This window comes from Brevundimonas sp. MYb52 (genome assembly GCF_002979535.1).
In the GTDB taxonomy this organism is placed as follows: domain Bacteria; phylum Pseudomonadota; class Alphaproteobacteria; order Caulobacterales; family Caulobacteraceae; genus Brevundimonas.
Genome location: NZ_PCPB01000004.1, coordinates 156,520 through 175,296 on the forward strand (window position 1 = coordinate 156,520; position 18,777 = coordinate 175,296).

Sequence of the window (18,777 nt, forward strand, 5' to 3'; positions counted from 1 at the left end):
CCACCCAGCCCTCCCCCTCGAGGGGGAGGGCTTTATTCGTCCAGACCGTGACGCCGCGCCCCGCAGCCCCTATCTAGCCAGCATGAGCACCTCTCCCTCCCCTATCCTCGACGCCGCGGGCGTGGCCCCTGAAGAGGCCCTGTCCATCCTGCAGACGGCCCTGGCCGGGGCGGACGACGGCGAGCTGTTTCTGGAAAAGACCGAGAGCGAATCCCTGGTCTTCGACGACGGGCGGCTGAAAGGCGCGTCCTACGATGCGGTTGAAGGCTTCGGCCTGCGCGTCGTGGCGGGCGAGACCGCCGGCTACGCCCACGCCAACGAGATTTCCGCCGCCGCCATTCGCCGCGCCGCCGACAGCGCGTCGCTGGCCAAGCGCGGCTATGCCGGTCACGCCGCCGAAGCCCCGCGCGCCACCAACCAGAAGCTCTATGACGAGGTCGACCCCCTCGCCTCGCCCGGCTTCTCGGACAAGATCGAACTGCTGTCGGAAATCGACGCCTGGACCCGCGCCCGCGACCCGCGCGTGGTTCAGGTCTCGGCCTCCATCATCGGCGAGCGCCGCGCGGTCGAGATCCTGCGTGCCGATGGTCGGCTGCTCAGCGACGTGCGCCCCCTGGTCCGGCTGAACGTCTCGGTCACGGTCGAGCGCGACGGCAAGCGCGAGAGCGCCTCGTCCGGCGCCGGCGGCCGCGCGGGCTTCGAGGCCTGGATCGCCCCTGACCGCTGGCAGGGCCAGATCGACGAGGCACTGCGTCAGGCCCTGGTCAACCTCGACGCCATCGACTGCCCGGCGGGCGAGATGGACGTGGTGCTGGGCGCCGGCTGGCCCGGCGTCCTGCTGCACGAAGCGGTCGGCCACGGCTTCGAGGGCGACTTCCACCGCAAGGGCTCCTCGGTCTTCAGCGGCAAGATGGGTCAGCGCGTCGCCGCCCCGGGCGTGACCGTCGTGGACGACGGCTCCATCGCCGGGCGTCGCGGCTCGCTGTCGTTCGATGACGAGGGCACCCCGACCTCGCGCACCGTCCTGATCGAGGACGGCATCATGGTCGGCCTGATGCACGACCGTCTCTCGGCGCGTCAGTTGGGCGCGAGCGCCACCGGAAACGGCCGCCGCCAGTCCTTCGCCCACATGCCCATGCCGCGCATGACCAACACCTTCATGGAAGGCGGCAAGGATTCGCAGGCCGACATGATCGCCTCGACCAAGCGCGGCCTCTACGCCGCCAACTTCGGCGGCGGTCAGGTGGACATCACCAACGGCAAGTTCGTCTTCCAGTGCACCGAGGCCTATCTGATCGAGGACGGCAGGATCACCGCGCCTGTGCGCGGCGCCACCCTGATCGGCGACGGGGCCACGGCCCTGACCCACATCCAGATGATCGGCGACGACTTCGCCTTCGACCCCGGCGTCGGCACCTGCGGCAAGTCCGGTCAGGGCGTCCCCGTCGGCATCGGCCAGCCCAGCCTCAAGATCGGCGGGCTGACGGTCGGCGGCACGGCGGTTTAAGGGACGGTCGCCTCGACCGCTTCAGCCTTCCACTCAGGCCCTTCGATCTCGTAGCCCTGCGCCGCCAGGGCATCGAGCACGCCGTCCGGCTCGGCCAGAACCCGTAGCTGGGCCACGGCCATGGTCACGCCAGGTTCGCCCAGAGCCGTCTGCACGGCCTCGGCCCACTGGCGGCGCAGCAGGGGCGCGATCTCAGGATCGCCCCAGGGCCAGCACAGGCCCAGGGCCTGTTCCAGCGGCTGGGCCATGACCTCGGGCACGCGTCGGGCGCGCCAGTCGGCGATGCGGATGGCGGCGCCCTCCGGGCCTGCTTCTGCGGCGGCCAGGGCGCGCTCTACGCAGGGCGCATAGGTGGCGGGCGGAGCGGTGATCAGGCTGTCGACGATCTCATCGCCGCGCACGGTTCCGACCGGGCGCACCGGGATGCGGGCGTCACGCGCGACCTTCTTGATCACATCAGTCGCGTTTCGGGTGCGACCGCGTTCATAGCCAGCCTTGTCGCTCATCAGATCCATGCTGAGGATCATCAGACTGTTGGTGCGCCAGCTATCGTTTTTCTGATCCGCCATCACCACGTCGAGCCGCGCCTGAACGTCGGGCGACAGGTAGTCCGCGGTCGTCGTGCCTCGAGGCAGACTCGCCACCGTCCGAATGCGCCAGATCAGGCGGAAGACGTCAGCGACCGAGGCGCGGCCCTCCTGGGGGAACAGGATGCGTTGCGAACGGCGCGTCGCCGCCTCCAGGGCCTCGGGCCGCCATTCCACGTCGCGGGGCACGCCGCTGATGGCCCCGACCAGGATCAGGGTGCTGTCGCCGCGCGTCACCTGCCAGATCGGCGCCTCGGTGCGACGGGCGGTGACGACGATCTCATCGACCGTAGTCACGGGCGCAGGCGACGCGTCCTGAGCCCGCGCGGGCGCGCCCAGCGACAGGCCAACAACAAGAGCTGAGGTAACAAGGATACGAAGCTTCATGTCTGCGGGCTTAACAGTATCTAACCAGGCTGTAATCTGACGGTTCTGTAATGCTGTCCCCGATTTAATCCACCTGTCAGGCTTGTAACTGGAGACTTGGGTCGCCCCCCGCCAAACCTCTCATCACGACCGAGGGAGAGGACGACCCATGACCAAGACCATTCTGCTGGCCACCACCGCCGCGCTGACGATCGCCGCCGCCGCCCCGGCCCTGGCCGCCGAAGCCGCCCCGACGACGCCGCGCCAGACGGCGCAGGCCGGCGATCAGGGGGTCCTGGTCTTCACGCCTGATTTCTTCGCCGACGCCCGCCCCAATACGGCGCTGGACATGGTCAATCGCGTGCCCGGCTTCTCGGTCAACGACGGCGACGGCGCACGCGGCTTCGAGGGCGCGGTCGGCAACATCCTGATCAACGGCTCGCGCCCCGCGTCGAAGAACGACACCGGCTCCAACGTCCTGGGCCGCACCGTCGCCACCCAGGTCGAGCGCATCGAACTGGTGCGCGGCGGCGCGCCCGGCATCGACATGCAGGGCTATTCAGTCGTCGCCAACGTCATCCTGAAGACGACCTCCAGCCGCGAGCACGTGCTGACCGCGAACGCCAGCCTGTTCGAGGGCGGTCAGGACCTGTTCGGCGGCACCTACCAGTTCACCGCGCGTGAAGGCGACCGCACCTGGGGCGTGACCCTGGGCGACGGCATTTCCTCCAGCGACTCCAACGGCGCCGGCTACGTCGTACGCACAGACGCCAACGGCAACATTCTGCGCAACGAGCAGTATTACAACGATGGCTACGGCGGCGGAAACTCGATCCGCGGCAACTTCTCTACCCCCTTCATGGGCGGCAAGGTCGATCTGACGGCGCGCTACGGCATCAACGACTGGCACAACATCAACCGCCAGACCGCGCCCGACATCCTGCGCGAGAGCCTCTATGACGAGGACGGCCACAGCGGCGAGTTCGGCGTCGTTTACACCCGCCCCCTGTCCGAGAAGCTGAAGCTGGAGACCCGCTTCATCCACGAGTTCGGCGACTTCGACTCCGTCTCCACGTCGCGCACTCGCCTGGGCGCGACCCACGAGCCCGAACAGTTGTTCAACGCCGACGGCGAGTCGTCCGAGACCATTCTGCGCGGCCTGGTGCGCTATGAACGCTCGCCGGCCATGGATTTCGAGGCCGGCGGCGAGGTGGCCTACAACATGCTGGAGGTCCAGCAGGCCTATACCGTCGGCGGCGTGGCGGTGCCCCTGCCGTCAGCCTCGGTCAAGGTCGAGGAGACGCGCGGCGAGTTGTTCGGCAAGGCCACCTGGCGGATCAATCCCAAGTGGACCTTGGAAAGCGGCCTGCGGCTGGAGTCCTCCACCATCAGCCAATCCGGCGACGCCTCGCAGGAAAAGAGCTTCTTCTTCGCCAAGCCGCGTATCCTGGCCACCTGGACGCCTATGCCCAACAACCAGTTGCGCCTGCGCCTGGAACGCACCGTCGGCCAACTGGACTTTGGCGACTTCGCCGCCTCAGCCGAGTTCGCGGACGAGAACGTCTTCGGCGGCAATGTGAACCTGGAGCCGGAATCGCGCTGGGTCGCCGAGGCCACCTACGAGAAGCGCTTCTGGGGCGAGGGCATCATCAGCATCGGCCTGCGTCACGACGAGATCAGCAACGCCATCGACCTGATCCCCCTGGACGGCGGGCTGGCGGCGGTCGGCAACATCGGCGACGGCACCCTGGACCAGTTGGCCCTGAACGTGACCATCCCCACCGACAAGCTGGGTGTCTCGGGCGGCAAGTTCGGCTTCCGCAACACCTGGAACAAGACCGAGGTCACCGACCCCACCACCGGCGAGAAACGCCCCATCTCGGACGTGCGCGCCACCCAGGCGACCATCACCTTCCAACAGGACATCACCTCATGGAAGCTGCAATGGGGCGGCGCCTGGATCCCTCTGCTGGGTCAGAAGGGCTACCAGCCAGATCAGGTCTCGGGCTGGCGCGGCACCGACTACTACGAGATGTGGGCCGAGTATAAGCCGACCCCGACCCTGTCGATCCGCGGCCAGGTCAATATCTGGAATGACTTCGACGTGACGCGTACCGTCTTCGCCGATCGCGACACGCGACCCGTTCAGTTCGTCGAGAGCCGCTTCGTCGATCCGCGCACCTTCTGGCAGATCCGCGTGCGCAAGACCTTCTGAGGATCAAGAGCAAGAACCCGCGCCTCTCCGGTCGGCCCCAACCCCGGAGAGGACAGCGCGGGCCTCCCCCGGACCAACTGAAAAGGGCGGCGCCTCTCGCGAGACGCCGCCCTTTCCTTGTCAGACGAAGAGGTCAGGCGGTCAGTGAATGCCCGCCATGCCCTTCTTCAGCAGCGGCGACAGCACCAGCAGCACCACGCCGACGACAACGCCGGTCCAGCCGATGGTGCCGAAGATCGAGCCATAGGTCTGCAGCGCCAACTCGGGGCTGGTCACCACGCCTGCAACCGTGTCGGTCGAGGTCGCCTGGGCGATGAAGCCGGCGGCGATGTGGGCCACCGAGCTGGACAGGAACCAGACGCCCATCATCAGACCCACGACGCGGTCAACCGACAGCTTGGTGATCATCGACAGGCCCACCGGCGACAGGCAGAGCTCGCCCATCGTGTGCAGGAAGTAGGTCAGGAACAGGAAGAGCAGGGGCACGCGGAAGTCCACGTTGGCCTGCGTCGCCGCCGCCCAGGTCAGCAGCAGGAAGCCGGCGCCGACCAGGACCAGGGCGAAGGAGAACTTGACCGGGGTCGAGGGCTCCATGTTGCGCTTGCCCAGCCACACCCACAGGGCGGCGATGATCGGGCCGCCGATGACGATGATGCCCGGGTTGAACATCTGGGTCATGGGGGCATTGAACCACGACGGCATCGACGTCGACTGGTCCGCGAACAGGGTCAGCGACGAGCCGGCCTGTTCAAACAGTGCCCAGAACAGGACCGAGAAGAAGATCAGCGTCAGGGCGACCAGCATACGGCTGCGCTCTGCGCCCCGCAGCTTGAACACCACATAGCCGACGACCGAGGCGAAGATGACGCCAGCCAGCCACGGCAGGGCCGTTTCGATCAGGTGGTGACGCTGCATCAGCAGCCAGACCGGGAAGACGGTGACCAGGCCGCCGATCCAGAAGACGGCTTCGAACGGCACGCCGAAGACCTTGCGGGTCTTGAGCATTTCCGGGTGCGGCGGACCGCCGCGACCTTCCAGCCAGCTCTGCCCCAGGATGAAGGTGAGCAGGCCCAGAAGCATGCCGATGCCGGCCAGACCAAAGCCATAGGCCCAGCCATACTTGATGCCGAGGTAGGAACAGGCCGCCGTGGCCAGCACGGAACCCAGGTTGATGCCGACGTAGAAGATGGTGAAACCGCCGTCGCGACGGGGATCGTTCTCTTCATACAGGGCGCCGACGACGGTCGAGATATTGGCCTTCAGGAAGCCGACGCCGACGATGATCAGCGACAGGGCGAAGAACAGGACCGGCTCCCCAAAGCCAAGATCCCGAACCGTTTCCAGCTTGTAACCGTCGGTGGCGGTGAAGGCCGGGAAGCCCTCCGTCGCGCTGGCGGCAGGCGAGGCGGCGTCCGTCGCAGCGGCCGCAGCCGGCGCGGCGCCGACGCGGGTGATGCCTTCGGGCGAGATGGTGATCTGGGTCCGCTCATCGCCGTTGACGGCGAAGATGCTGCGGTTCTGATCGCGGCCTTCGACCTGGAGCTCATAGGTCGTGGCGCCGATGGTCAGGTTCTCACGACCGCCCGTCCCTTCGAACGCCATCATGAAGTGACCGGCGACCAGAAGAACGGCGCCGATGATGACGGCCTTGCGCGAGCCCAGGTATTTGTCCGCGATCATGCCGCCGACAACCGGCATCAGGTACACTAGGGCCGCATAGGCGGCGTAGATGCCCTGGGCCTCTTTCGGTCCGAACAGGAAGTGCTGGGTCAGGTAAAGGACCAGCAGGGCCCGCATGCCGTAGTAGGAGAAGCGCTCCCACATCTCTGTAAGGAACAGGATCACCAGCCCCCGCGGGTGTCCTAGAAACGTCTTGCGAGGCGCAACCGACAGCGCGCCCCCCCCATCCGTCGTGCTCAACGGCGTTCTCCCAAATGCTGCGCCCTGACTGGCGCATTAAGGGCGGAGAAACAGCACGGCAGGGCCGTGCGAACAAGCGTTAACGCCGCGACCCGTCACCGCAATGACGCATTTGTCAGCCCCGATAACTCAACCTTAGATTGTTTATGCAATCAAAATTGCGGCCACACAACTAAGGGTTTGGCCTCCTCGGTGTTCCAGCTTCTGGAAAGGTCAGACGCTCATGACTGTTCGTCGCTTCCGCTCCGCTGACGTGTCTGATGTGAACGCCTTGCATCGCAAGGTCTGGTGGCCCGAGCGTTCGGTCCAGGGTTGGCGCTGGCTTGAGGGCAATCCCGCCCGCCTTGCGCTGTCCGCGCCTGCGGGCTGGGTGGTGGAGGACGCCGAGGGGCGGCCCGCGGCCTTTCTGGGCAACTTCGTCCAGCGTTTCTGGATCGGCGATCGCCCGCTTTACGGGGCGACGGGCTTTTCGGTCATCGTCCCGCCGGAACAGAAGGGCCGCAGCCGCGACCTGATCAGCGCCTTCATGGCCCAGCCTGGCTGCTTTCTTCGCTACACCCTGAACGCCAACGCCCGGTCCAGCCCCCTGTATCGGAAGTTCGGCATGGTCGCCTGGCCGACCAAGACCCATGCACAGAAGCTGTCATGGATCATCAACCCTGCCGCCTGCCTCTACAGCCGGGGCTTGCGGGCCCTGGTAGCGCGAGAGCCGCGCGCTGCGCGCTGGCTCGGGGAACAGTTGATGCCTCGGCGCTCCATTCCCCGACCGATCAAAGGCCTGAGCTTCGCGGGCGGTGTCTCGAGCCTGGACGACTTGTCCGATTCCTCGCCCTATGGCGGCTTCTGGACGGCGTTGCGCGCTCAGGGGCGCGTGACGGCGGACCGCAGTCCCGCCATGATGCGCTGGCGACTGTCCGATCCCGACCTAAGCGTGCAGCCCCTGCATCTGGTGCGGCGACGGGACGGCGAGATCACCGGCCACGCCCTGGCCCTGCTAGGCAAGGGCAACTCGATCGAACCGCCCACGCTTGAGATCCTCGACCTGGAGGCGCTGGATCGGGACAGGGCCGCCATTCCAGCCCTGGTCGCCGCCCTGTTGCAGATCGCCCCCGCCCTCGGCGCCGCCAAGGTCAGGCTTCAGGTGGTCACGGAAAGCACCCTGCATGACCTGGGCGCCCTGGCGTTTCGGGCGCGGCGCGAAGGCGGCTGGGGACATTGCCATGTCGCCTTCGCTCCCGACATCGCGAACGCCGAAGACTGGCGGCCCACGCCCTTCGACGGCGACTATTCGTTCTGCGTGCGGCCCCTGCCCGCGCGGCCGACTGCTGCCACGCGGCGATGGTTCGCCGACAAGGCCGCACCGACCGGCTCCAAGGCCGGAGCCCTGGGTTAGGGGCGAGCCTTCAGTTCGTCGCGGATCTCGGCCAGCAGGGCCTCGGTGGCGGTCGGGGCGGCGGCTTCGGCCGGCTGTTCGCGGCGCATCTTGTTGATGCCCTTGACCAGCAGGAAGACCACGAAGGCCACGATCAGGAACTGGATCAGAGTGTTGATGAAGGCGCCATACTGGATGGCCACCTTTTCCACGGCCTCGGTCGCCGGATTTTCGGGCACCAGGACCCATTCCAGCTTGGAGAAGTCCACCTTGCCTAGCAGCAGGCCGATGGGCGGCATGATGATCTGATCGACCAGGCTGGTGACGATCTTGCCGAATGAGGCGCCGATGATGACGCCGACCGCCAGGTCGACGACGTTGCCGCGCGCGGCGAATTCACGAAACTCGGTCAGCAGGCTCATTCTTCAGTCTTTCGTTTCAAGCGTCGCCAGAAGCGTTCAAACGCTCGCGAAGTTCCTTGCCGCTCTTGAAAAAGGGCACGGCCTTGGCGGGCACTTCCACGGTTTCGCCTGTGCGAGGATTGCGTCCGACCCGCGCCGGCCGGCTGCGCACCGAAAAGGCGCCGAAGCCGCGCAGTTCGACCCGTCCGCCGTCGGACAGGGCCTCGGTCATCTGACCCAGGATGACGTTGACGACCCGCTCCACCTCGGCGTGGGTCAGGTGGATGTTCTCGGCCGCCAGCTTCTCGATCAGTTCAGACTTGATCATTCAGGCCCCCGCCCGTGGCTGTTTCAGATGCAGTCGCTTCCGTTCAGGTCCGCACCCTAACCGTCTGACGCCACAGGAATAAAGAGGGCGCGTCGGATTAAGAGCGATTCTCATAGGGTAGCCTCGCCATTGGCGCGGGTTCTTGCCCTTGGCGCAAGAAAAAAGGCGGCTGGATCGCTCCAGCCGCCCCGTTTTCTGGTCGAAAAGGAAGATTATTCCTTCGAACCGGCCTTCTCGCGCAGCGCGGCGCCCAGGATGTCGCCGAGCGAAGCGCCCGAGTCCGACGAACCGAACTGTTCGATGGCCTCGGCCTCGTCCTTCATTTCCAGCGCCTTGACCGACACCGAGACGCGGCGCGTGGCCTTGTCGATGCCCGTGATCATGGCGTCGACGCGGTCGCCGACGGCGAAGCGTTCCGGACGTTGCTCGTTACGATCGCGCGACAGGTCCGACTTGCGGACGAAGGCCGTGACCGGCGCGTCGTCTTCACCGAACTTGACTTCGATGCCGCCGGTTTCAACCGCGGTCACCGTGACGGTGACTTGCTGGCCACGCTTGTAGACGTCGCCTTCCATCGGATCGCCGCCCAGTTGCTTGACGCCCAGCGAGACGCGTTCCTTCTCGATGTCAACGTCCAGCACCTTGGCCTTGATCGTTTCACCCTTGCGGTAACGCTGGATGGCTTCTTCGCCCGACACGTTCCAGTCCAGGTCCGACAGGTGGACCATGCCGTCGATGTCGTTGTCCAGGCCGACGAACAGGCCGAACTCGGTGGCGTTCTTGACTTCGCCTTCGACGGTCGAACCGACCGGGTGAGCCTCGACGAAGGCTTCCCACGGGTTGTTCTGGGCTTGCTTCAGGCCCAGCGAGATGCGGCGCTTGGCGCTGTCGACGTCCAGGACGATGACTTCCACTTCCTGCGAGGTGGAGACGATCTTGCCCGGGTGGACGTTCTTCTTGGTCCAGGACATTTCCGAGACGTGGACCAGGCCTTCGACGCCGGCTTCCAGCTCAACGAATGCACCGTAGTCGGTGATGTTCGTGATGCGGCCCGTGTACTTGGCGTTGACCGGGTACTTGGCTTCGACGCCGTCCCACGGGTCCGACTGCAGCTGCTTCATGCCGAGGCTGATGCGCTGGGTGTCCGGGTTGATCTTGACGATCTGAACCTTGACGGTGTCGCCGACGGCCAGGACTTGCGACGGATGCGAGACGCGCTTCCACGACATGTCGGTGACGTGCAGCAGGCCGTCGATGCCGCCCAGGTCAACGAACGCACCGTAGTCGGTGATGTTCTTGACGACGCCTTCGCGGACTTCACCCTCTTGCAGCTGGCCGACCAGCTCCGTGCGCTGTTCGGCGCGGGCTTCTTCCAGGATGGCGCGACGCGAGACGACGATGTTGCCGCGCGGACGGTCCATTTTCAGGATGGCGAAGGGTTGTTCCTTGCCCATCAGCGGGCCGACGTCGCGCACCGGGCGGATGTCGACTTGCGAGCCGGGCAGGAAGGCCGAGGCGCCGCCCAGGTCGACGGTGAAGCCGCCCTTGACGCGACCGACGATGGCGCCGTTGACCGGCTGACCTTCGGCGAAGACGACTTCCAGACGGGTCCAGGCTTCTTCGCGGCGAGCCTTGTCGCGGCTGATGACGGCTTCGCCCAGGGCGTTTTCAACGCGCTCGAGGTAGACTTCGACGTTGTCGCCGACCTTCGGGATGACGGCGCCTTCGCCGATGCCGAATTCGCGGGCCGGGATACGACCTTCGGTCTTCAGACCGACGTCGATGATGATGATGTCTTTCTCGATGCCGACGACGCGGCCGTGAACGACCTGGCCTTCGCCAAGGTCGCGACCCTGCAGTTGTTCGTCGAGCAGCGCGGCGAAATCGTCACGCGAGGGGTTATGGGTGTCGGTCATGTAGCTCTGGGGTTGGGGCGCGCGACCGAATGGTCCCGCACGGGTGGATAAACAGGAAAAGGGAAAATCAGGTCGTCAGGACGCGAGGCCGGCGCAAGGGGCGCAAACAAATAAAGCCAGGACGCCCGCGGAAGCCGAGGTCAGGAGCGTTGGATTTGTCCAGCTAAGGCCTAAGCCCCGGCCCGGACGCGCGCCGCCTCGACGATACGGCGGGCCGCATCGAAGGCGGCTTCTATACCCAGATCGGTCGTATCCAGCAAGACCGCGTCCTCGGCCTGGACCATCGGGGCCGAATCCCGACCCGAGTCCCGCTCGTCGCGACGGCGGATGTCCTCCAGCATGTCGGCGAAGGCGATGTCCTGGCCCCGCGCCGTCAACTGTTTCCAGCGACGCTCGGCGCGAACCTCGGCGCTGGCGGTGACATAGAGCTTGGCTGTGGCGTTCGGGGCGATGACCGTGCCGATGTCGCGTCCATCCAGAACCGCGCCGCCGGGCTGGGCCGCGAAATCCTGTTGCAGGGTCAGCAGGGCGGCCCGCACGCCGGGATGGCTGGCGACCCGGCTGGCCGCCTCGCCGGCATGACGCTCAGTCAGACGCGCGTTGTCCGACAGGCCCGTCAGATCCAGCGACCGCGCGGCGGCCTCTGCGGCCGCGGCGTCGCCCAGGTCCTGCCCTGCGTCCAGCACCGCCAGACCGACAGCCCGATACAGCAAGCCCGTGTCCAGATGCGGTAGGCCGTAGCAGGCGGCCAGACGCGCCGCGATGGTGCCCTTGCCCGAGGCGGCGGGGCCATCGACGGCGATGACAAGATTCTTGTTCAAATCGATATTTCCTTCACGGCCCGCCGGGCGTGTCCGATGCTTCTCATGGCTTCGGCTTCAGGACGCAAGCGATCCAGAAGCATCCCAGCGCGAAAACCAGCAGAACCGCGCTTGATCCCAGCATGATCGCGACGCGACGCCAGAAGTGCTCGATGGCGATGGCCTCCGACAGGTCCAGGGCCGCGTGACCGTTCATACGGCCGTCCGACAGGTCCAGCAGCCCTTCGGCGAAAAAGCCGAGCGCAAACAGCAGGAAGCTCAGACACAGAACCAGCAGACTGACGCCGATCGCCCTGAAGACGACATGCGGCGGCAGGGGCCTGGATGCAGGCGCACTCACGCCGCGCGCCCTATCAATGCGGCCGCTCCCGCCCGAAGAGCGCGCGAAAAGCCGACAATGCGCAGACCGTCGCCACGCCGGCGCAACACGCCAGCCCCGCGCCGATGAAGGCGATCATGGCCCAGAAGGCGATCGGATGGTCGCCGGCGCTCAGACCCGGCCCCTTTCGGCCCGGCAGCCAGCCGTTCTGAACGATCTCGATCAGTTCGCGCCCGCCGATCCACAACAGGGCGCCGAGAAGACCAGCCGCGACGGCATGGCCCAGCCAGGGCATGCGGACGGCCGATCCAGCCGCCCTCATCCGATGTCCGCGCCCAGGCTGTTCATCATCTCGACGAAGCCGGGAAAGCTGGTGGCGATCATTTCCGGGTCCAGCACCGAGACGGGCTGTTCGGCGGCCAGGCCGAGGATCAGGTGGCTCATGGCGATGCGATGATCGTGGGCGGTGGCGACGGTCGCGCCGCCCTTCACAGGCCCGCCGGTGACGATGAAGCCCTCAGCCTCTTCCTCGACCGCGACGCCGCAGGCCGTCAGCCCAGCGACCATCAGGGCGATCCGGTCGCTTTCCTTGACCCGCATCTCGCCGATGCCGCGCATGATGGTGCGGCCCTCGGCATAGGCGGCCGTCGCCGACAGGATCGGATATTCGTCAATCATCGAGGCCGCGCGGTCTTCCGGCACGACCACGCCCTTGAGCGCTGAATGGCGGGCGGTGACGTCGCCTACGTCCTCGCCGCCGCTGACACGGCGGTTCGAGATGGTCAGGTCGGCGCCCATCTCGACCCAGGTGTCGAACAGGCCCGTGCGCTGCGGGTTCAGCATGACGCCCTCGACCGTGACCTCGGACCCCGGCGTGACCAGGGCCGCCGCCAGGGGGAAGGCCGCCGAGGACGGATCGCCCGGCACGGCCACGGCGGTTCCGGTCAGTTCCTGTCCCCCCTTGAGGCGAATGCGCCAGCCCTCACCCTCCTCGGTCACGTCCACCACCGCGCCAAAAGCGCGCAGCATCCGCTCGGTATGGTCGCGGCTCTTTTCCGGCTCGACCACGACGGTCTCGCCCGCCGCGTTCAGTCCGGCCAGCAGGATGGCCGACTTGATCTGGGCCGAGGCCACCGTCTGCACATATTCAATGCCCGTCAGACCACCGCCGTGCAGGGTCAGAGGTACGCGGTCCTCGGCGCCGTTCCAGTCGAAATGCGCGCCCATGTCCGCCAGGGGCCCGGTGACGCGCTTCATCGGCCGCTTCCTCAGCGAGGCGTCGCCGTCGAAGGTCGCGCTAATGTCATAGCCGGCGGCGGCGCCCATCAGCAGCCGCACCCCGGTGCCGGCGTTGCCGCAGTCGATGACCGAAGTCGGGGTCGTAAACCCACCCTGCCCGGTCACTCGCCAGCGCCCTTCGTCCAGCCGCTCGACAGTCGCGCCGAAGGCCTCGACCGCGCGGGCGGTGGCCAGGATGTCGTCGCCTTCCAGCAGACCCTCGATCTCGGTCACGCCCTCGGCCATGCCGCCAAAGATGAGCGAGCGGTGCGACATGGACTTGTCGCCGGGCGCACGCACAGCCCCCTTCAAGGGGCCGGAAACAGGGCGCGCAGTCAGGGTCGAAGGGGCGGTCACCTGGCCAAAAACTCCGATTGTTCAGGAACGGCCGCGCTAAGCGGATAAGAAGGCTTTTGACAGCGGCCCCCTTGGGTGGCAAGGGAGCCGGCCTAATTCCGAAATTCAACTCCTGCGAAGGTAATCCCGTGGCCAAACCCGAACTGGGCCAAAAGCAGGTCTGCCCGAACTGCCAGGCCAAATTCTACGACCTGAACCGTCGTCCGGCGCACTGCCCCAAGTGCGACACCGAGTTCGATCCGCTTGAAGAAGCCATGCGCAACCGTCGCGTTCGCGGCCGCACCGGCCCCGGCTTCGCCGCCGACGACGAGGCCGAGGATCAGGTCGCCGACAAGGCCGCCGAAAGCGACGACGAGGAAGAAGACACCGAAGCCTCGACGCCCGAAATCGACGAGGAAGGCCATGAGCCGATCCTGACGCCCGACGACGATGACGACGCCGAGCCCAGCGACGACGCCGGCATGGGCTCCTCGGACGGCGACGATGACGATGCCCTGGGCGACGACGACGATGACTCGGTGCCCTTCATCGAAGACGAGGACGACGACAACCTCGACGACGAGATCGTCAAGCCGTCGCGCGACGACGACTAGAAGCGAAATCGGTTTGGACGCGCTCGCGTCCAAACCCAGATCTTCGCTCGGCATAATGCAGCGAGCCTGTTTCACGGCATCGGAGGAAGCGCGCGGCGCTTCCTCCTCAACCGATCAGGCTCGGTGACCAAGGGTCGGAAAAATAAGCGGAAAAAAAGTTGTCAGAGCGGCTTGATCTCTCAAAAGGCCTGACATAGTTTCCGCCCCTCGCTGGGGACCACAATCTCCGGCGAGGCCGACCGAAAGGTTCGGGGCTTTAGCTCAGTTGGTAGAGCGCTTGCATGGCATGCAAGAGGTCAGCGGTTCGACTCCGCTAAGCTCCACCATCGAAGGCCCTGCGGATCACCCGCGGGGCCTTCGTCCATTCTACCCCGGTTCGCCGGTTCATACCCAAGCCGCAAGGCGCGGGGCTTTAGCTCAGTTGGTAGAGCGCTTGCATGGCATGCAAGAGGTCAGCGGTTCGACTCCGCTAAGCTCCACCATCAAAGGCCTCGCGGAACCCCCGCGGGGCCTTTGTCCTGTCTGGCCCGCTTCAATCCTCATCCATGGCCTCGAACATGGCCTCCGCCTCATCGAAGGTGTCGTAGCGCAGTTGCTCCGGCGAACGGACGATGACGAATGTGGTCAGGGATCGCCCCTCCAACGATCGCGTCTGCTGCCAGAAACTGCGATCGATCCGCTGCTGCAACAACGTCCACTCGCCCTCGCCCTCAGGGCGTCCGGCTTGAGATCGCGGGTCCATGTCGCCCTCCATCCTGACTGAACCCCCACCCCACAGCAGCCACGCTTGAGAGTCAAAAGGCAATAGCTCAGCCGAAAGGGCGCCGGACTGCCAATTTGTTCCGGCAAGGCGTATGGAAGCCGCCATATTTTCATTCAGAGGCATGAACCGCCCGTGAGCTCATCGCTGCCCCCTTCTGCCTTGGCCGCGTCCTCCGCCGAGGACCAGACCAGGACCCGCGCCATCGTCCCCGTGTCGATGCAGGCCTATGACGCCGACTTCCAGGCCTTCGCCGACGCCCTGGGCGCCTCCTTCTCGCGCTACGGCTTCGCCGTCATCGCCGACCACGGCCTGGACCAGCCGACCATCGACGCCGCCATCGCCGACGCCAAGGCCTTCTTCGCCCTGCCCGAGGATGTGAAGCGCCAGTATCACCAGCCCGGCACCGGCGGCGCGCGCGGCCTGACCCCCTTCGGCGTCGAAGCCGCCAAGGGCGCCGCCGCCGTGGACCTGAAGGAGTTCTGGCACGTCGGTCGCGAACTGCCCGCAGACCATCCCTATCGCAAATACATGCGCGACAACGTCTGGCCGACCGAGATCGAGGGCTTCCAGGCCCACCTCTACGGCATGTTCGACGCTCTGGATCAGCTGGGCCGCAAGATCCTCAAGGCCATCGCCCGCTACATGAAGCTGGGCGACGACTATTTCGAGGACAAGGTCGAGCTGGGCAACAGCGTCCTGCGCATGCTGCACTATCCGCCGGTTCCGGCCGACGCCCCCGGCGTGCGCGCCGGCGCCCATGAGGACATCAACGTCATCACCCTGCTGCTGGGCGCCGAAGAGGCCGGTCTGCAGCTCAAGGACGCAGACGGCGAGTGGCTGGACATCGCCCCGCCCCCCGGCGCCCTGGTGGTCAACATCGGCGACATGCTGCAACGCCTGACCAACCACGTCCTGCCGTCGACGACGCACCGCGTGGTCAATCCGGCCCCCGAGCGTCGCGGCTTCGCCCGCTATTCGACGCCCTTCTTCCTGCATTTCAACCCGGACTTCCCGATCGAGACCTTGCCGTCCACGATCACCCCGGAAAACCCCGACCGCTATGAAGGCAAGACCATCCTGGCCGAGGACTTCCTGATGGAGCGCCTCAAGGAGATCCGCCTGATCTGACGGGTCGGCGTATCGCCACAATGAAGAAAGGGCCGGCGGAGCGATCCGCCGGCCCTTTTGTTGGCTCCAACCGCCGTCCGCGTCAGCGGGCGATGCGCAGCCGGGTGATGTCGCGGCCGATAGCCTTGAAGGCCTCCTTCAGATCCGTGCCGCTGGTGGCCTTGAAGAAGTGCTTGTCTGGACTTGTGGCGCACTGCTCCAAAAGCTCATAAGCGGTATCAACACCCGTCTTGCCGACGTCGCTGCTGATCTGGAAACCGACCGTATAGACAACGACGTTTTCTTTTTTCATTGCATCGCAGATCTGCATGGACTGAGAGAAGGGGTTCCCGTTACCCGCGTTCGTGTTGATGTGGGCGTCTTCGCTGCCGCTACCGGTGCCGGCGTCCGCTGCGATCACGCCGGCCTGGAACGGCGTGTTGAACTCCCCGTCGGTCATGAGGATCACAACCTTCAGCGTCCTGCTGGGATCATACTCGGCCGGTCGGCTCGTTCCGGGCCAGAGCGTGCCGAAATTCGGAGAGATCATATACCACCCCCAGGCCAAACCAATTTGGCCTGCGGTCGAGCCGCCAGCACGCAGCTTGTCGATTTGGTTGCCGAGATCCGCCCGGCTGCGAGAAAGCGGCGTAATCTCCACCGTGGGACAGGCATTGCTGCTCTCAAGATAGCTGCGACCGACATAGGTGCCTGTTGCCGGCGCGGCGTCAGTGTATCGGCTCAACCCCGCCCGTTCGCTGACACAGGTGCTGGAGCCCAGAACCGCCACCATATTGCTCGCGGTCGGGAAGGCCCGCCACGTGTTGCCGTCCTTGCCGTTGAACAGCTTTCCACCGCTGGAATAGGCATTGCCGCCCTTGGAGGCGCTAACCAGAGCAAGGCTCCTGGAGGTATCCAGTATTACTTGGCTCGACGTCTGGCTGGCCACGCGATAACCCCCATCGGTCAGTTGCGCCAAGCCCCCCATGCTCGCCAGCCGAACATAGTCGTTGGCGACAAGACCATGACCCGACACCGTCAAGGCAAGACCGCAGTCGGTCCGGACGCATCTGGCGACGTAGGCCGTATTGGAAAACGAGTTGTTATATCCAGACGTATTGAGATAGCCCGAAGCCGCACCTGAACTGTTGAGCACCTTCAACCTGAACTGGCTGCTGGAGACTCGTTCGACTTCGTACGGCACCCCATTGATTTCGCGCATGGTTTCAACGCTCCACAGCACCACGCGATCTCCATTCGAAAACCCGTGGCTCGAAGCGGTGACGGTGGCGGCGCTGCTCCTTGACACCCCGCTCACGGTGGCGATCGTGCCCGTGATCCAGCTCGCAGCCGTAATCGATTTCGACGTACTGTCCAAAGCCCCGCGCGCCGACGTCGCATAGCTTCCCACGTTCACGCTCGCTGCGTATGGCACTAGGGCGACGCTGGAGGTGAAGGGCGACTGTTGATCCTGAACGACGAGATCGACCAGTTCCTTGGCGGCGGCCCTCAGATCTTCAATTTTCGTGGTGGGGGGACAGTTCCTGGAGCAGTTGTCCATTGACCCCGTGATGTCCAGAGCCATGGCCACCTCGACGTCGCGAGACGCCCGCAGAACTTCCGAGCGGCTGCCCACCGGCAGGTAGTCATCAAGGATCTGGCCGTAGGGCGGCAGGACGATATTGGCGACCAGGACCTTCACGTCCACGCGCGCGTTGGCGACGATGGTGTTCTCCACCAGCTTGAAACTGGCCTCGTCACGGATCAGCTTGCCGTCCCCATCCTCTTGAAAATAGGCCGGCATGTTGGCCTTGAGCGCGGCTAGGCCGACCCGGTTCAGATCATCATCCGCCGTAAAATTGGTGCGCGCCGCCGCCAGGGCCGCCGCGTCCAGCGCGTCCTGCAGGTCGGCCTTCACCTTGGACGCCTGGTGGATGTCGATGGCGCCGAGCGACACCATGAGCAGCACCGGCAGGGCCAGGGCGAACAGCATGGCCACATTGCCGCGCGTGCCCCTGGCGAAGCGCGCCGCAAAGCCCCGCGTCGCGCGCGCCAGCCGGCTCAATCCGCTCGTCGCACCATGCTTCACCGTTTCGGCCCCTGAATTTCGCGGCGGACACGGGTCCGCAGTTCAAATCACAGTGACGCGGTTCGGTTAAGGCTTGGCTCTATGGTGACGGTTAACGCCGCCTTAGCGGTCGACGCAGGCGTCCAGCCCCGCCTGGCGCACCGTGCCCATGGCGGCCTGGATGCGGCTGGCGCGGCGACGGACATAGGGGCCCGGCGAGGCGGCCTTGTAACGGCGCGGGCTGGGCAGGATGGCGGCCAGACGGGCGGCCTCGCGCGCCGTCAGGTTCTCGGCGCTCTTGTTGAACCAGTGCCGCGAGGCGGCCTCGGCGCCATAGACGCCCGGCGCCCATTCGGCGACGTTCAGATACATCTCCATGATCCGCCGCTTGCCCCAGGCCAGTTCGATCAGGCCGGTGTAGCCGGTCTCAAGCCCCTTTCTCACCCAGTCGCGGCCCGGCCAGAGGAAGACGTTCTTGGCGGTCTGCTGGCTGATGGTCGAGCCGCCCCGCACCTTGCCCGAACCGCGCTGCTCGGCCCGCTCATTAGCCTCCAGCGCCTTCTGGATGGCCTCGACGTCAAAGCCGTGATGCTGGCAGAAGCGGGCGTCCTCGGCGGCGATCACCGCCTCGACCAGACGCGGCGAGATATGATCCAGCGAGCGCCAGCGGTAGTCCATGCCGTGACCCGCGATCGCCTGCTTGACCATCAGGATGGTGAACAGCGGCGGCACGAAGCGGTGCAGCACCACCCCGCCGATCGGGATCAGGGCCAGGATCAGCAGCAGGGTCAGCAGCGGGCGCCGCTTGCGGGTCTTCGCACGGGTCATGACGCCATCCTGCCGGGCTCAAGCTTCAGCG

The 18,777-nt window shown here is 65.9% G+C and carries 17 protein-coding genes and 2 tRNA genes; 7 read left to right on the forward strand and 12 right to left on the reverse strand.

From position 1 onward, the window contains the following. The first annotated feature begins 82 nt into the window (after positions 1–82). Positions 83–1,507 carry a metalloprotease TldD gene (gene tldD, locus CQ039_RS07490; RefSeq protein ID WP_105562601.1) on the forward strand — a complete coding sequence of 475 codons (1,425 nt, stop codon included), beginning with the start codon at positions 83–85 and terminating at the stop codon, positions 1,505–1,507. On the opposite strand, the gene CQ039_RS07495 is transcribed toward tldD, so the two are convergent. After that, on the reverse strand, positions 1,504–2,391 hold the full coding sequence (locus tag CQ039_RS07495; protein WP_233194705.1) for a TraB/GumN family protein: 888 nt from the start codon (positions 2,389–2,391) through the stop codon (positions 1,504–1,506). The genes tldD and CQ039_RS07495 overlap by 4 nt on opposite strands. Positions 2,392–2,629: 238 nt before the next feature. On the opposite strand from CQ039_RS07495, the gene CQ039_RS07500 reads away from it, so the two are divergent. Further along, the gene (locus CQ039_RS07500; RefSeq protein WP_105562599.1) at positions 2,630–4,675 is read left to right on the forward strand and encodes a TonB-dependent siderophore receptor; all 2,046 of its coding nucleotides are present in this window, start codon (positions 2,630–2,632) and stop codon (positions 4,673–4,675) included. A 141-nt stretch (positions 4,676–4,816) separates the two neighbouring features. Here the strand turns inward: CQ039_RS07500 and CQ039_RS07505 are convergent, their stop codons facing one another. Then, positions 4,817–6,520, reverse strand: a complete 1,704-nt coding sequence (locus tag CQ039_RS07505) for a peptide MFS transporter (RefSeq protein ID WP_105690015.1) — start codon at positions 6,518–6,520, stop codon at positions 4,817–4,819. A 298-nt stretch (positions 6,521–6,818) separates the two neighbouring features. Here CQ039_RS07505 and CQ039_RS07510 point away from each other — a divergent pair, with 298 nt between their 5' ends. Next, the gene (locus CQ039_RS07510; RefSeq protein WP_105562597.1) at positions 6,819–7,988 is read left to right on the forward strand and encodes a hypothetical protein; all 1,170 of its coding nucleotides are present in this window, start codon (positions 6,819–6,821) and stop codon (positions 7,986–7,988) included. On the opposite strand, the gene mscL is transcribed toward CQ039_RS07510, so the two are convergent. From mscL to aroA, 7 genes are all read right to left on the reverse strand, one after another. Beyond that, positions 7,985–8,389, reverse strand: a complete 405-nt coding sequence (mscL, locus tag CQ039_RS07515) for a large-conductance mechanosensitive channel protein MscL (RefSeq protein WP_105562596.1) — start codon at positions 8,387–8,389, stop codon at positions 7,985–7,987. The two genes, CQ039_RS07510 and mscL, sit on opposite strands and share 4 nt — an antisense overlap. Before the next feature lie 16 nt (positions 8,390–8,405). Next, positions 8,406–8,696: an integration host factor subunit beta gene (locus CQ039_RS07520; RefSeq protein WP_105562595.1), complete on the reverse strand. Its 291-nt coding sequence runs from the start codon at positions 8,694–8,696 to the stop codon at positions 8,406–8,408. 212 nt (positions 8,697–8,908) lie between these two features. Beyond that, complete coding sequence (gene rpsA, locus CQ039_RS07525) at positions 8,909–10,612, reverse strand: 30S ribosomal protein S1 (RefSeq protein ID WP_105562594.1); 1,704 nt, start codon at positions 10,610–10,612, stop codon at positions 8,909–8,911. Between the two features lie 170 nt (positions 10,613–10,782). Then, entirely contained in the window at positions 10,783–11,433 is a 651-nt protein-coding gene (gene cmk / locus CQ039_RS07530) for a (d)CMP kinase (protein WP_105562593.1), read from the reverse strand. A 43-nt stretch (positions 11,434–11,476) separates the two neighbouring features. Continuing rightward, on the reverse strand, positions 11,477–11,773 hold the full coding sequence (locus tag CQ039_RS07535; RefSeq protein ID WP_105562592.1) for a hypothetical protein: 297 nt from the start codon (positions 11,771–11,773) through the stop codon (positions 11,477–11,479). A 13-nt stretch (positions 11,774–11,786) separates the two neighbouring features. After that, positions 11,787–12,074: a hypothetical protein gene (locus tag CQ039_RS07540; RefSeq protein ID WP_146112103.1), complete on the reverse strand. Its 288-nt coding sequence runs from the start codon at positions 12,072–12,074 to the stop codon at positions 11,787–11,789. After that, positions 12,071–13,369, reverse strand: coding sequence for a 3-phosphoshikimate 1-carboxyvinyltransferase (gene aroA, locus CQ039_RS07545; protein ID WP_369831551.1), 1,299 nt, complete (start codon positions 13,367–13,369; stop codon positions 12,071–12,073). The genes CQ039_RS07540 and aroA overlap by 4 nt, the downstream gene beginning before the upstream one ends. Before the next feature lie 146 nt (positions 13,370–13,515). On the opposite strand from aroA, the gene CQ039_RS07550 reads away from it, so the two are divergent. The 3 genes from CQ039_RS07550 (at position 13,516) to CQ039_RS07560 (ending at position 14,462) form a co-directional block, all read left to right on the forward strand. Beyond that, a complete protein-coding gene (locus CQ039_RS07550) occupies positions 13,516–13,980 on the forward strand; it encodes a TIGR02300 family protein (protein ID WP_105562589.1) in 465 nt (154 codons plus the stop codon). 250 nt (positions 13,981–14,230) lie between these two features. Next, positions 14,231–14,306 (forward strand) — tRNA-Ala (locus CQ039_RS07555). Positions 14,307–14,386: 80 nt separating this feature from the next. Then, positions 14,387–14,462: transfer RNA gene (locus tag CQ039_RS07560), tRNA-Ala, on the forward strand. A 50-nt stretch (positions 14,463–14,512) separates the two neighbouring features. On the opposite strand, the gene CQ039_RS07565 is transcribed toward CQ039_RS07560, so the two are convergent. Next, positions 14,513–14,722, reverse strand: a complete 210-nt coding sequence (locus CQ039_RS07565) for a hypothetical protein (RefSeq protein WP_105562588.1) — start codon at positions 14,720–14,722, stop codon at positions 14,513–14,515. 237 nt (positions 14,723–14,959) lie between these two features. On the opposite strand from CQ039_RS07565, the gene CQ039_RS07570 reads away from it, so the two are divergent. Next, positions 14,960–15,871: an isopenicillin N synthase family oxygenase gene (locus CQ039_RS07570; protein WP_105562708.1), complete on the forward strand. Its 912-nt coding sequence runs from the start codon at positions 14,960–14,962 to the stop codon at positions 15,869–15,871. Positions 15,872–15,953: 82 nt separating this feature from the next. Here the strand turns inward: CQ039_RS07570 and CQ039_RS07575 are convergent, their stop codons facing one another. Both CQ039_RS07575 and mtgA read right to left on the reverse strand, forming a co-directional pair. Further along, entirely contained in the window at positions 15,954–17,915 is a 1,962-nt protein-coding gene (locus CQ039_RS07575; RefSeq protein WP_233190148.1) for a pilus assembly protein, read from the reverse strand. A gap of 126 nt (positions 17,916–18,041) precedes the next feature. Then, positions 18,042–18,746 (reverse strand): monofunctional biosynthetic peptidoglycan transglycosylase, encoded by a 705-nt coding sequence (gene mtgA, locus CQ039_RS07580; RefSeq protein WP_105562587.1) that lies wholly within the window; start codon positions 18,744–18,746, stop codon positions 18,042–18,044. Positions 18,747–18,777: the final 31 nt, after the last annotated feature.

Excerpts from the sequence above, each read along its gene's own strand:
- tldD (WP_105562601.1), top strand. The coding sequence starts at position 83 with ATGAGCACCTCTCCCTCCCCTATCCTCGACGCCGCGGGCGTGGCCCCT.
- CQ039_RS07500 (WP_105562599.1), top strand. The coding sequence starts at position 2,630 with ATGACCAAGACCATTCTGCTGGCCACCACCGCCGCGCTGACGATCGCC.
- CQ039_RS07510 (WP_105562597.1), top strand. The coding sequence starts at position 6,819 with ATGACTGTTCGTCGCTTCCGCTCCGCTGACGTGTCTGATGTGAACGCC.
- mscL (WP_105562596.1), bottom strand. The coding sequence starts at position 8,389 with ATGAGCCTGCTGACCGAGTTTCGTGAATTCGCCGCGCGCGGCAACGTC.
- CQ039_RS07520 (WP_105562595.1), bottom strand. The coding sequence starts at position 8,696 with ATGATCAAGTCTGAACTGATCGAGAAGCTGGCGGCCGAGAACATCCAC.
- rpsA (WP_105562594.1), bottom strand. The coding sequence starts at position 10,612 with ATGACCGACACCCATAACCCCTCGCGTGACGATTTCGCCGCGCTGCTC.
- CQ039_RS07540 (WP_146112103.1), bottom strand. The coding sequence starts at position 12,074 with ATGAGGGCGGCTGGATCGGCCGTCCGCATGCCCTGGCTGGGCCATGCC.
- CQ039_RS07565 (WP_105562588.1), bottom strand. The coding sequence starts at position 14,722 with ATGGACCCGCGATCTCAAGCCGGACGCCCTGAGGGCGAGGGCGAGTGG.
- CQ039_RS07570 (WP_105562708.1), top strand. The coding sequence starts at position 14,960 with ATGCAGGCCTATGACGCCGACTTCCAGGCCTTCGCCGACGCCCTGGGC.
- mtgA (WP_105562587.1), bottom strand. The coding sequence starts at position 18,746 with ATGACCCGTGCGAAGACCCGCAAGCGGCGCCCGCTGCTGACCCTGCTG.